This is a genomic window from Pseudomonas sp. GD03842, assembly GCF_029841165.1.
Lineage (GTDB): Bacteria > Pseudomonadota > Gammaproteobacteria > Pseudomonadales > Pseudomonadaceae > Aquipseudomonas.
This window is the reverse complement of record NZ_JAOCEA010000020.1, coordinates 34,383-46,220: the sequence shown is the minus strand read 5'-3', so window position 1 is coordinate 46,220 and position 11,838 is coordinate 34,383. Positions and strand designations below refer to the sequence as shown.

Below are 11,838 nucleotides of genomic sequence, written 5' to 3'. Positions count from 1 at the left end.
TGGCTCTCACTGTGAAACAATTCATCGATTTCATCCCGCTTATCCTGTTCTTCGTCGTCTATAAAATCAGCCCCCAAGCCGTCGATATCATGGGTCACAGCTTCATGGTTGGCGGGATCTTCAGCGCCACCGCAATGCTCATCGCCAGTTCCATCGTGGTCTATGGTGTGCTGTATGTGCGTCAGGGCAAGCTGGAGAAAAGCCAATGGCTGACCCTCATCGCCTGCCTGGTGTTCGGCAGCCTGACCCTCGCCTTTCACAGTGAAACCTTCCTCAAATGGAAAGCTCCTGTGGTCAACTGGCTGTTCGCGCTGATTTTCGCTGGCAGTCATTTCATCGGTGACCGCCTGCTGATCCAACGGATCATGGGCCACGCGCTGACCCTGCCCCAGGCCATCTGGACGAAGCTGAACATCGCCTGGATCGTGTTCTTTCTATTCTGTGGTGCGGCGAACCTATATGTCGCCTTCACCTACCAAGACTTCTGGGTCGATTTCAAAGTCTTCGGCAGCCTGGGCATGACCCTGATTTTCCTGATTGGGCAAGGCATTTTCCTGGCCCGTCATATTCGCGATGCGGACGCATCGACAGAGCCTTCCACCAAAAAAACCGAGGACTGAAATGCTCTACGCCATCGTAGCAACGGATGTCGCCAACTCGCTGGATAAACGCCTTGAGGCACGACCTGCTCACCTGGAACGCCTGACTGCGCTGAAAAACGAAGGCCGAGTTGTCCTGGCGGGCCCGTTGCCTGCCATCGACAGCAACGACCCTGGTCCGGCCGGCTTCACTGGCAGCCTGATCGTCGCCGAGTTCGAATCACTGAATGCCGCACAGGCCTGGGCCGATGCGGACCCCTACATCAAAGCGGGTGTCTACGACCACGTCGTAGTGAAGCCGTTCAAGCAAGTCCTGCCCTAGCGTTCTCTGCAAAGGCCCCGTGCACGGCCAGGTTCGCCCCTGTCGGACCTGACTGCTCATTATTCGCATTGCCTTGCCGATACCCTGACAAATGCCCATGAACCCGGCGCTTCGACCCTGCGCCGCGAGATTAGTCAGGAGAGCAGATGCGTCCACGTCCATGGTGTGTGCTGGCGGCCGCGCTGGCCGTTTCGCTAATCAGTTTCGACGCTCGAGCGGAGGAATCCAGCGATGCCTTCGACCCTGCGCAGCCCCTCCCCCCTGCAGCCAGCGAACTGGTGGAACTGCGGGAACGACTCGCGCAGAGCGAAAAGCAACGTGAAGAATTGACGCGCCAACTGCACAATGCCGATGCAGAACGCGAAAGTATTCAACTGGGTCGCCTGCGTCAGGAGAACCAAAGGCTGAAATTGCAGCTCAAAGAAGCGCAATCAGTCATGCCTGCGCGCGTGCTGACCGAGCAACAACAATGGTTCGTGACGGGGGGCGGCGTTGCAGTGGTCGCCCTGCTGTGCGGTATCTTTGCCAGCGGCTGGCGTAGACAGCGTCGGCAATGGCTAAATTGAGTGAGTCATGAGCGAGCTGTTACTTATCGATGATGACCAGGAGCTGTGCGAGCTCCTGAGCAGTTGGCTGAGCCAGGAAGGGTTTGCGGTCCAGGCATGCCATGACGGCCAGAGCGCCCGCAAGGCGCTCGCCGATTCCGCTCCCGCAGCCGTGGTGCTGGACGTCATGCTTCCCGACGGCAGCGGCCTGGAACTGCTCAAGCAATTACGCACCGACCACCCCGATCTGCCCGTGCTGATGCTGTCGGCCCGCGGGGAACCACTCGACCGCATTTTGGGCCTGGAGCTAGGCGCGGACGATTACCTGGCCAAACCCTGCGACCCTCGAGAATTGACTGCCCGCCTGCGCGCGGTGCTGCGCCGCAGTCACCCGGCAGCCGTGTCGAGCCAGATCGAACTGGGCGACCTGTGCTTCAGTCCGGCCCGTGGCGTGGTGACCATCGACGATCAGGAGTTCACCCTCACCGTTTCCGAGGCCCGTCTGCTCGAGGCGCTTTTGAAACAGCCTGGGGAGCCGTTGGAGAAACAGGAGCTGGCAAAACTGGCGCTGGGCCGTAAGTTGACCCTCTACGACCGCAGCCTGGACATGCACGTCAGCAACCTGCGCAAGAAAATTGGCCCGCATGCCGATGGCAGGCCGCGCATCGTGGCCTTACGTAGCCGCGGCTATTACTACACGGTTTGACGCGATGACGTGTAGGCGTGCGCTTGCCCGCGATTGCGTGGCATCTGATGGCACAGACGTATCCGCCCTATCGCAATGGCGGGCAAGCGCTCTCCTACGAAAAGCAGCCAGTGTCAGCTCAGTGCTACCCCCTCTTTACCCAAGCTTTACCCACACCTGACCTCGCTTGACCTTGATCTCCCTAAACTGGCCACAACCGGCACAGAGCCGGATCCGAGACAAGGAGATTCACCATGCGCAAGACTCTGATGGCTTTGATGTTCGCTGCAGCCCTGCCAACCGTCGCAATGGCCATGCCTCCAGAAGGTGGTCCGATAGGAGGCCCTGGTTTCGATGGCCCGGGCATGCACCACCATCGTGGGCCGTTCGACAGGCTGAACCTGACCCCCGAGCAGCGTCAGCAGGTCGGGAAGCTGATGGGTGATCAATGGCGCGGCCGTTCCGAAATCACTCAGAAATACCTGGCCAAACTGTCCCCCGCCGACCAGAAGGCCATGAAGGATGAGATCGAAGCCAAGCACGCGAAAACCCAGGCCGATATCCGTGCGATGCTGACCCCTGAACAGCAGAAGACGTTTGATCAGTTGCAGAAGGAACGTGAACAGCGTCGCGCCGAACGCGCCGAGTTCGAAGCCTGGAAGGCGCAGAAAGCGCAAAAAACCCAGTAACAGGTTTGCGGCCGCGGCAGTAAACTCCCCACCCGACACGCCTGCGCGGCGTGTCGGGATGCTTGTTTAACGCGCCTCGTGCAGGGGCAGGATCGAGGGCTCTACGTGCGTTCATTGTTCTGGCGAATTCTCGCGAGCTTCTGGCTGGCGATCGCATTGGTGGCCGGGCTGTCGATCCTCTGGGGGCACATGCTCAATCAGGATGCCTGGATCCTCAGCCGCCATCCCGGCCTGCACAATCTGCCGCAGAAATGGACGCAGCTTTACGAAGAGCAGGGCGAAGGCCCGGCGCAAGAGTATCTGCAGAACCTCAAACGCAAATACCACTTCGATGTCCAGGTATTGAACGACAGCGGTGAGGCCGTCATCCCTGGCACGTTTCCGCCAAGGGCGGCCGCGTTCGAGGCGCGTCAACAGAAAGATGACGAACGCCCGCTTCCGTGGCGCCGCCTCACCGCGGAATACACCAGCCCCAAGACCCAGGAAACCTACCTGCTGATCTACCGCATCCCGCACCCGGAACTGGATGCCTGGCACCGCCAGAGCCTGATGTGGCCGCTCAGTGCCTTGGTTATCGCGCTAGTCGTCCTGACCCTCTTCAGCCTGCTGGTGACCCTCTCGATTACCCGCCCGCTCAGTCGGCTACGGGGTGCAGTGCACGATCTGGGTCAGACCACTTATCAGCAGAACAGCCTCGCCCGCCTGGCGGACCGGCGCGACGAATTCGGCGTGCTGGCCAATGATTTCAACCGCATGGGGGCTCGGTTGCAGAGCCTGATCGTCAGCCAGCGCCAACTGCTGCGCGATGTTTCCCATGAGTTGCGCTCGCCACTGGCGCGCCTGCGCATTGCGTTGGCGCTGGCGGAGCGCGCAGAGCCCGCTGAACGCGAAAAACTCTGGCCACGGTTGACGCGCGAGTGCGATCGCCTCGAAGAACTGATCAGTGAAATTCTAGCCCTGGCCCGACTGGACGCCGACATGGGCAGTGCTTCGGCGGTGGACGTACCGGGCCTGCTTCACCACCTGAAAGACGAGACCGAGTTGAGCAGCACTGACCAGACGATCGTGGTCGATGCCGCGCCCGAGGCACGGCTTCAAGGTTGGCCCAACGTACTCGAACGGGCGATCGACAATCTGTTGCGCAACGCCCTGCGCTTCAACCCGATTGGCCAGCCCATCGAATTGAGCGCTCACCAGACCGCCGAAGGCGTGCGCATCAGCGTGCGCGATCATGGGCCAGGCGTCAGCGCCGAGCAGCTGGCGCAATTGGGCGAGCCGTTCTATCGCGCGCCGAACCAGACGGCGCCAGGCTATGGCCTCGGCCTGGCCATCGCCAAACGCGCCGCCGAGAAGCACGGCGGGCACCTGGTGTTCGAAAACCATCCGCAAGGCGGGTTCGTCGCCAGCATCGTGGTGCCGCCGGAGATTTGAGCCTCGCTCTGGAAGGTTGCCCGCTTCCGAATTCGCCGGTGAATGGCCGATGAGTGAAGTGCTGTCATACCGCTGACGCCCCCCGTCCGCCGGCAGCAGGGGGCTTCACCCCTGCCATGCACTCACGAACGCGGACAGCTCGGGCTTGCTCGCTTCCCGGGGCGGGTTTTGAGGGGTCCCGAGGTAGAGAAATCCGACGACTTCTTCGTCGGCGGTCAGTCCCAAGCCTTTTGCCACATGGGGCGAATAAGCAAGCTCGCCGGTGCGCCACACGGCACCGATACCCATTGCATAAGCGGCCAGCAACACGCCATGTGCCGCGCATCCAGCAGTGATGACCTGTTCCTTTTTGGGCACTTTGAAATGGTCGGTCAGTTTCGCGATGACGACCATCACCAGCGGTGCGCGCAGCGGGCCGAATCGGGCCTTTTCCAATGCCTTTTCATCCGCGCCCCCGCCCTTCTCGATCAACGCTTCGGCCAGCAAGTCGCCCATGCGCTGACGCGCGTCGCCCTCGACGGTCAGAAAGCGGTAAGGCCGCAGCCCCCCATGGTCAGGCGCCCGCAAAGCCGCCCCGAAGAGGATTTCACGCTGGGCAGCGTCCGGGGCCGGTTCGATCAGCCGCGGTACGGACACACGATTGAGCAGTACATCGAGCGCTTCCATTGAAGAGTCTCCTGAGAATGGATGGGCCATTGTAGTGCCGACGACGGATTCTTGAACGTCAATGACCACGTAACAGGCCATTCTTACATCATTCTCGGAAAGTGCTTCGGTTTACAGCGCTTGGCCCGCGAGTAGAATGAGCGCCTTTCCACTCACAGATCAGAGCGACTGCATGGCGTTGCCGACCCTTCGCACCATCGGTTTCATTATCGGCATCTTCCTGATCACCCTCGCCATCGCCATGGTCGTGCCCATGGTCACGCTGGTCATTTTCGACCGCACCGGTGACATGCCGTCATTTCTCTGGTCGAGCCTCATGACCTTTATCGCCGGCCTTGCGCTGGTGGGTCCTGGGCGCCCGGAACATGTGCACCTGCGCCCTCGAGACATGTACCTGCTGACGGTCAGCAGTTGGGTGGTGGTGTGCATTTTCTCGGCGCTGCCTTTTCTGCTCACGCAGCACATCAGCTACACCGACTCGTTCTTCGAGAGCATGTCCGGTATCACCGCAACGGGCTCCACGGTGCTCAGCGGACTCGACAACATGTCGCCAGGCATCCTCATCTGGCGCTCATTGCTCCACTGGCTGGGCGGGATCGGCTTCATCGGCATGGCGGTCGCGATCCTGCCGCTGCTGCGCATCGGTGGCATGCGCCTGTTCCAGACCGAGTCTTCGGATCGCTCCGAAAAGGTCATGCCGCGCTCGCACATGGTCGCCAAATACATCGTGCTGGTGTACGTCAGCATCACCGTTCTGGGCAGCCTGGCATTCTGGTGGGCGGGCATGAGCCTGTTCGACGCCATCAACCACGCGATGTCGGCCATTTCCACTGGAGGCTTTTCCACATCCGACCTGTCCCTCGCCAAATGGCCACAACCCGCCGTGCATTGGGTCGCCATCGTGGTGATGATCCTCGGCAGCCTGCCGTTCACGCTGTACGTTGCATCCCTGCGTGGCCATCGCAACGCGCTGATCAAGGACCAACAGGTGCAAGGCTTCATCGGGCTGCTGCTGGTCACGTGGCTGGTGATGACGCTGTGGTACTGGGTGACCACCGACCTGCCATGGTACGAGGCGCTGCGACACGTCGCCCTGAACACCACCTCGGTGCTGACCACCACCGGCTTCGCGCTGGGGGACTACAGCCTGTGGGGGAATTTCGCGCTGATGTTCTTCTTCTATCTGGGCTTCATCGGCGGCTGCTCCGGCTCGACGGCCGGTGGGGTGAAGGTGTTCCGCTTTCAGGTCGCCTACATCCTGCTCAAGGCCAACCTCAACCAGTTGATTCATCCTCGCGCGGTCATCAAACAGAAGTACAACGGCCATCGGCTGGACGATGAAATCGTGCGCTCGATCCTGACGTTTTCGTTCTTCTTCACCATCACGATCTGCCTGATCGCCCTGTTGCTTTCGCTGCTCGGGCTGGACTGGATGACCGCACTGACGGGCGCCGCGAGCACGGTGTCGGGCGTAGGCCCAGGCTTGGGCGAAACCATCGGCCCGGCAGGCAACTTCTCGACGTTGCCGGATGCCGCCAAATGGATTCTGTCGGCGGGGATGCTCTTGGGTCGGCTGGAAATCATCACCATTCTGGTGCTGTGCGTTCCGGCGTTCTGGCGGCATTGAGTCGGCTACGAGAGGATCATGCGATCGATTTTCTGATTCGATATTCGCCGGGCGTTTCGTCGAACCAACGACGAAACGCCCGGAAAAAATTGCTGGGGTCGGCGAACCCCAGCAGATAGGCAATTTCCAGCAGGGTCATCTGCGGCTGCGCGAGGTACTGCTCGGCCAACTCGCGACGGGTATCGTCCAGCAGGGTCTGAAAGCTGGTGCCCTCCTCCTGCAGACGGCGCTGTAGGGTGCGCTGCGAAAGATGCAGGCTTTGCGCCACAGCCTCTCGCTTCGGTTCGCCGCGCGGCAGCAGGCGGCAGAGTACCTGCCGCGCCTGGTGGGTCACCCGGTTGCTGGCAAAACGGGCGAGAAACTCCCCCGCAAAGCGGTCGTGCAATCTGGCCATCGCTTCATCCGCCGTGGGCAGCGGCGCTTCGATGTCGGCGCGCTCGAATACCAGGGCGTCGTAAGGGGCATTGAAGGTCAGCGGGGCGTGAAAGAACTTTTTGTAGGGTTCCAGGTTTTTCGGCGTGTCACCCTGGATCAGCACCTGCCGAGGATGCAGCGGGCGCCCCGTCAACCAGCCACAGAAGGCCAGGGCAAACGCCAGGGAAGCTTCGGCGCTTTGGCGAGTAGGCGGAAGCAGATCGCCGTGGACGGTCAGAATCAGCGCATACCCTTCAGGCAGCAGACGGAAGCTCAAGTCCGCACTGTCCGCGATGATGCGCTGGTAGCGCACCAGCCGCTCGAAGCCTTCTTTGAGGGTACGGCTGGACATCAACGCGTACCCGGCGACACTGAACGAAGCCGGGCGAACGACCCGCGCGATGTTCAAGCCAATTGCCGGGTTGCCTGACAGTTCCACAGCACGCTGCCACAGCCGGGTCATGCCGTCCTGGGGAAACCGCGCATCGGGGTTCTCAAGGTCGGCATAGATCAGACCCAACTCCTCGAACAGTGCGCGGCAGTCCAGGCCGTCCATTTCGAGGGATTTGACGATCCCCATCGCCCAGCTCGAAGAAGTCGTTTTTTCCATGGCCCCGTCTTCAGGTCACCGATCGCTCGCCCCTTGGCGACCGATAGCCGAAGGATACTACGTTGGCACCCATTGTCACTGGCCGCCACGTACCCTCCGCTAGACTGTAGATCTGACAAACAACAAGAGAGGCGTGCAGTGGAAAACCTCAAGAGCTTCGAGCGTTTCGCCGACTTCTATCCTTTTTACCTACAGGAGCACCGGGACAGCACCTGCCGTCGCTTGCATTTCGTCGGCACGACGCTGGTCATCCTGATTGCCGCGAGCGCTCTATTCAGCGGGCATTGGCTGTTGTTCTGGGTGTTGCCGCTGGCCGGCTATAGCTTTGCCTGGATCGGTCATTTCTTTTTCGAGAAGAATCGCCCGGCCACGTTCAAGCACCCCTTCTACAGCCTGTTGGGCGATTTTGTGATGTACAAAGACATGCTCACAGGCCGGGTTGCCTTCTGATAGCGCCTTATCAGCGTGGTGAATGACAGGGCTTCCTGAGCGCCTGAAACCTGTTGTCGCTGCCCCCCCGTGGTGACCGTTGACCGCCGTCGTTGCTCAGACGGTGTCGGACAACGCTGGCACCGGCGCGGTCTTCGCCTGCAGGTGGGCTTCGGCCAATCTGAACAGTTCGATGGTGCCATCCCAGTGTTCGATCAATGCCGTGCAGGACTCCACCCAGTCGCCGCAGTTGAGGTATTCCACCCCTCCCACTTGGCGGATTTCCGCGTGGTGGATGTGCCCGCAGACCACGCCGTCCAGCCCCCGCCGCAGGCATTCGCGGGCGATGGCCTCCTCAAAATCACTGATGAAATTCACCGCCGTTTTGACCTTGTGCTTCAGGTACGCCGACAGCGACCAGTAGCCCTTGCCGTATTTGGCGCGCCAGTGGTTGAGCCAGCGGTTGAGGGTCAGGGTGAACTCATAGGCCGAGTCGCCGAGAAACGCCAGCCAACGGTGGTAGCGGGTGATGACGTCGAATTGATCGCCATGAATCACCAGCAATCGACGCCCGTCGGCGGTGACATGCTCGACTTCGTCCACCAGATGGATGTTGCCCAGGATCAGTTTCGAATAGCGACGCAGGAATTCGTCGTGGTTGCCCGTGACATAGATGACCTCAGTGCCGCGCTTGCTCATCGTCAGCAGGCGACGGATGACGTTGGTGTGCGCTTGCGGCCAGTACATGCCACCGCGCAGTTTCCAGCCGTCGATGATGTCGCCGACCAGATAGATCCTGTCGGCATGATAGCGTTTGAGGAAGGACGCCAGGTGCTCGGCCTGGCAGTCCCGGGTGCCCAAGTGCACATCTGAAATCCACAGGGTCCGGACACGCTGTTTACGGCTGGGCTTCAGATGTTCGGCAATGCTCATGGACAGCCTCCACTCGGGTTTCCACAAGGGTGGACCGGTGGGGTGAAGTGCACATGACGAAGGTATTGACGTTTGATGACAGCCATTAGGGCCGCGCGAGCCACGTCACCCTCTCGGCACGCAGTGCGATGGCAATCGAGCCCTGGAGGCCGCCGCAGTGGCGCTGGACGAACAGCCCCCATCCATTAAAGATGGCGCGCCTCCGATAACTCGCGTCAGTTGTCGAGGCTGGACGGGCGGTCGTTGTGACCAAGATCGCGATGCGGATCGATCTGATCACGAACCCGCTGCTTGAGGGTTTTGGCTTCCGGAAAACCACCGTCAGCCTTGCGTTCCCATATCTGCACGCCATTGCAGGAAATGACGAACACGCCACCCGTGCCAGGCACCAGCGAAACCTTGCCCAGATCATCGCCGAAGGTGCTGAGCAGTTCCTGAGCCAGCCAGGCCGCGCGCAGCAACCACTGGCATTGCGTGCAGTACGTGATGACGATTTCAGGCTTGTCTGTCATGGCGTTCAGTCCAGACCGGCCAGCAGATCGCGGGCCGATTGCTGGAGGCCGTCGTCGGACTCATCGATCACTTCCCGCAGCAGACGGCGGGCGTCTTCGATGTTGCCCTCGTCTATCAACACTTGCGCCTCGTTGAGCTTGCTCAAAGGCTCGCTGTCCAACTCCATCAGATCGAACTCGATGTCATCGGAAAGAAAACTGTCGAGGAACTCGTCGTCCAGCGAGTCACTGGCGCTCTGGGCGACCGAAGCGGTTTCCGGAGCGGGCTCGAACTCCACCTCGAACGCGGGCGCGGCCTCCTCCTCGGCGTAATCGCTGAGAAATTGCTCCTCCGGCATTTCGAACACTTCGGGCAACTGAGTGAGGTCCGATGCGAACGAAGGATCGACTTCTGGCTCCGCCGCGGTCTCGGGCTTGCGCACAGGGGTGCTGTCGAATGGATCGACCAGATCCCAATCGGCATCCAGCGAAAGGTCATCGAGATTGAGCTGGAAATCATCGACCGGTTCAGGGTTCAAGGCGGCAGCGGCGCTTTCATCCAGTTGCAGAGGCGCGTTTTCATTCGCGCCTTGCGCGGCGTGTGCGGTGGCCGCCGCAACGACCGCGGGCCCCACCACGGCAGCCGGGGCCAGGGAGGACGACCGTTCGGGTTCCGGCTCAGGTGCCGACGCCGCTTCAACCTTGAGCTTTGGATAGCGCGCGCGGATCTCGGCGAGTTTTTCAGGTTCAACGCCGTGACCCAGCAGGATGTTCTCTTCTTCATTGAAGCCAGCTATGTCGCCCTGCTCGCCCAACAGTTCGAGGACGCGCAGGCGGACGTCAGTGCGCTGCGGTTGAGTCTTCAGGGCATCGCGCAGAATGGCCAGGGCCTCGGCGAACCGGCCATAGGCAATGTAGATGCTGGCGCCATCCAAGGCATCGGTCGCGGCGCCTGCCAGACGTTGGCCTGCCGGAGCGGCGGGCGCGGCAGGTGACGCCGTCGTCAGAGGGCGGGGAGTCACTGCGGGCACCTCGAACACTGGCGTGACCGTCTGTGCCGGTTTGACGATGGCCTCGGCAGCGTCCGGCACTGGCTCTAGCGCGTTTCTGATCCGGTTGCGCCGGACCGACCACGCCAGCGCCAATAGCAAAATCAACAGCAGCAACGCCGCCAGCACGGTGGTCCAGGGAAACTCATCGTCCACTGGGACCGGAGCAGGGGCCGGGGCTGGCGCGGCGGCGGGCTGAGCAGGTTCGACCTTCTGAACGGGGGCCACGTTGGCAGGAGCCGCTGCCGCCGTCGGGGCTGGACGCGCGGCCAGGGCCTTCATCTCCGCCAGTTGGGTCTGCAACTCGATGATCTGCTTGTCCTTGGCGGTTTTGTCCTCGGAGATCTGTTGCACTTGGGCCTTGAGATCATCGACCGCCTTCGCCAACGTCTGGTTTTCCATGGCCGTGGCGGTCAATTGTTCGGCAGCGTTCGGCGGTGCGGTACCGGAAACAGGCGCAGGGGGTGGCGACCCGGCGGCTGTGGACACGGGAGCAGCCACCTTCGGCTCTGCAGCGGCATCGGGCAGCAACAGGCTCTGCCCTATTTTCAACTGGCTACGCTCCCCATTGGGAAACGCTTGCGGGTTCAGCGCCTGGATGCCGCTGATCAGGTCGGTCGATGACGACTTGCTGCCAGCGGCTTGAAGCTGGCGTGCGATCCCCGCCAGGGTGTCGCCCGACACGACGGTGTAGTGCTTGCCCTGTACCGCTTTGGGTGGGGCGACCGGGAAACGGGACTGATCGTTTTGAGTGGCCGTGGCTGGCGACTGGGTGCGGCTGCGCGTGGCGGCGAGCCCGGCCGGAGAATTGGGCGGGTCCAGCAACACGGTGTACTCGCGCAACTGATCACCGTTAGGACGCGAAAGGCGCACCAGAAAATCCATGTACGGTTCAGTGACCGGCTTGTGCGATTCGACTCGCACGACCGCGCGATTGCCACGGATCACCGGGGTAAAGCGCAGGTCGTTGAAAAAGAACAGCCGCTCCACCCCCGCTTTGTTGAACGCCTCGGCGGACGCCAGGGTGACGAGAATTTCTTCCGGGGTCAGCCCGCCAGCCTCGATCAATTCGATGTCCGCGTTGAACGGCTGGCCCAGGGCCGAGTGCAGAGTGATATCGCCCAACCCCAGTGCAGCCGCCGTGGAACTGTGCAGGATGGCCGCCGAAGCGATGGCTGCGGCCAGCAACCCCACACGACGACCTGACTGAACGCGAAACGATCCGTGACTCCCGCGCCGACGACCGGCCAGAAAACTCTTCAGCATGCGAACCCTTATGAGGCAGGCTTCCCTGCAAATTTCTTAATGAACACCAGCATTATGGCTGCAAATAGAACAGGATGTTTCG

13 protein-coding genes are annotated in these 11,838 nt (G+C 61.4%); 8 read left to right on the top strand and 5 right to left on the bottom strand.

The features are described from left to right. The first annotated feature begins 11 nt into the window (after positions 1–11). From N5D61_RS23280 to N5D61_RS23255, 6 genes are all read left to right on the top strand, one after another. The gene (locus tag N5D61_RS23280; protein ID WP_279894346.1) at positions 12–620 is read left to right on the top strand and encodes a septation protein A; all 609 of its coding nucleotides are present in this window, start codon (positions 12–14) and stop codon (positions 618–620) included. Between the two features lies 1 nt (position 621). Beyond that, positions 622–921, top strand: coding sequence for a YciI family protein (locus tag N5D61_RS23275; RefSeq protein WP_108240326.1), 300 nt, complete (start codon positions 622–624; stop codon positions 919–921). A 146-nt stretch (positions 922–1,067) separates the two neighbouring features. Beyond that, positions 1,068–1,487 carry a translation initiation factor 2 gene (locus tag N5D61_RS23270; protein ID WP_279894345.1) on the top strand — a complete coding sequence of 140 codons (420 nt, stop codon included), beginning with the start codon at positions 1,068–1,070 and terminating at the stop codon, positions 1,485–1,487. Between the two features lie 7 nt (positions 1,488–1,494). Beyond that, on the top strand, positions 1,495–2,172 hold the full coding sequence (locus N5D61_RS23265) for a response regulator transcription factor (RefSeq protein WP_279894344.1): 678 nt from the start codon (positions 1,495–1,497) through the stop codon (positions 2,170–2,172). Positions 2,173–2,405: 233 nt separating this feature from the next. Then, positions 2,406–2,840, top strand: coding sequence for a Spy/CpxP family protein refolding chaperone (locus tag N5D61_RS23260; protein ID WP_279894343.1), 435 nt, complete (start codon positions 2,406–2,408; stop codon positions 2,838–2,840). Between the two features lie 105 nt (positions 2,841–2,945). Continuing rightward, positions 2,946–4,271 (top strand): HAMP domain-containing sensor histidine kinase, encoded by a 1,326-nt coding sequence (locus N5D61_RS23255; RefSeq protein ID WP_108240322.1) that lies wholly within the window; start codon positions 2,946–2,948, stop codon positions 4,269–4,271. 105 nt (positions 4,272–4,376) lie between these two features. Here N5D61_RS23255 and N5D61_RS23250 read toward each other — a convergent pair whose 3' ends face one another. Beyond that, on the bottom strand, positions 4,377–4,937 hold the full coding sequence (locus N5D61_RS23250; protein ID WP_108240321.1) for a nitroreductase family protein: 561 nt from the start codon (positions 4,935–4,937) through the stop codon (positions 4,377–4,379). A gap of 172 nt (positions 4,938–5,109) precedes the next feature. Here N5D61_RS23250 and N5D61_RS23245 point away from each other — a divergent pair, with 172 nt between their 5' ends. After that, on the top strand, positions 5,110–6,564 hold the full coding sequence (locus tag N5D61_RS23245; protein WP_108240320.1) for a TrkH family potassium uptake protein: 1,455 nt from the start codon (positions 5,110–5,112) through the stop codon (positions 6,562–6,564). A gap of 16 nt (positions 6,565–6,580) precedes the next feature. On the opposite strand, the gene N5D61_RS23240 is transcribed toward N5D61_RS23245, so the two are convergent. Then, complete coding sequence (locus N5D61_RS23240; RefSeq protein WP_108240319.1) at positions 6,581–7,588, bottom strand: AraC family transcriptional regulator; 1,008 nt, start codon at positions 7,586–7,588, stop codon at positions 6,581–6,583. A 138-nt stretch (positions 7,589–7,726) separates the two neighbouring features. On the opposite strand from N5D61_RS23240, the gene N5D61_RS23235 reads away from it, so the two are divergent. Then, the gene (locus N5D61_RS23235; protein WP_279894342.1) at positions 7,727–8,038 is read left to right on the top strand and encodes a DUF962 domain-containing protein; all 312 of its coding nucleotides are present in this window, start codon (positions 7,727–7,729) and stop codon (positions 8,036–8,038) included. A gap of 96 nt (positions 8,039–8,134) precedes the next feature. Here the strand turns inward: N5D61_RS23235 and N5D61_RS23230 are convergent, their stop codons facing one another. The 3 genes from N5D61_RS23230 to N5D61_RS23220 form a co-directional block, all read right to left on the bottom strand. Continuing rightward, complete coding sequence (locus N5D61_RS23230) at positions 8,135–8,950, bottom strand: UDP-2,3-diacylglucosamine diphosphatase (RefSeq protein ID WP_279894341.1); 816 nt, start codon at positions 8,948–8,950, stop codon at positions 8,135–8,137. Between the two features lie 215 nt (positions 8,951–9,165). Then, positions 9,166–9,462, bottom strand: a complete 297-nt coding sequence (locus N5D61_RS23225; protein WP_279894340.1) for a SelT/SelW/SelH family protein — start codon at positions 9,460–9,462, stop codon at positions 9,166–9,168. 5 nt (positions 9,463–9,467) lie between these two features. Further along, positions 9,468–11,756 carry a FimV/HubP family polar landmark protein gene (locus N5D61_RS23220; protein WP_279894339.1) on the bottom strand — a complete coding sequence of 763 codons (2,289 nt, stop codon included), beginning with the start codon at positions 11,754–11,756 and terminating at the stop codon, positions 9,468–9,470. Between the last annotated feature and the right edge of the window lie 82 nt (positions 11,757–11,838).

What these genes read in the sequence shown, in the direction of transcription:
- N5D61_RS23275 (WP_108240326.1), top strand. Translation starts at nt 622, where the DNA reads ATGCTCTACGCCATCGTAGCAACGGATGTCGCCAACTCGCTGGATAAA.
- N5D61_RS23270 (WP_279894345.1), top strand. Translation starts at nt 1,068, where the DNA reads ATGCGTCCACGTCCATGGTGTGTGCTGGCGGCCGCGCTGGCCGTTTCG.
- N5D61_RS23265 (WP_279894344.1), top strand. Translation starts at nt 1,495, where the DNA reads ATGAGCGAGCTGTTACTTATCGATGATGACCAGGAGCTGTGCGAGCTC.
- N5D61_RS23260 (WP_279894343.1), top strand. Translation starts at nt 2,406, where the DNA reads ATGCGCAAGACTCTGATGGCTTTGATGTTCGCTGCAGCCCTGCCAACC.
- N5D61_RS23250 (WP_108240321.1), bottom strand. Translation starts at nt 4,937, where the DNA reads ATGGAAGCGCTCGATGTACTGCTCAATCGTGTGTCCGTACCGCGGCTG.
- N5D61_RS23245 (WP_108240320.1), top strand. Translation starts at nt 5,110, where the DNA reads ATGGCGTTGCCGACCCTTCGCACCATCGGTTTCATTATCGGCATCTTC.
- N5D61_RS23240 (WP_108240319.1), bottom strand. Translation starts at nt 7,588, where the DNA reads ATGGAAAAAACGACTTCTTCGAGCTGGGCGATGGGGATCGTCAAATCC.
- N5D61_RS23230 (WP_279894341.1), bottom strand. Translation starts at nt 8,950, where the DNA reads ATGAGCATTGCCGAACATCTGAAGCCCAGCCGTAAACAGCGTGTCCGG.
- N5D61_RS23225 (WP_279894340.1), bottom strand. Translation starts at nt 9,462, where the DNA reads ATGACAGACAAGCCTGAAATCGTCATCACGTACTGCACGCAATGCCAG.
- N5D61_RS23220 (WP_279894339.1), bottom strand. Translation starts at nt 11,756, where the DNA reads ATGCTGAAGAGTTTTCTGGCCGGTCGTCGGCGCGGGAGTCACGGATCG.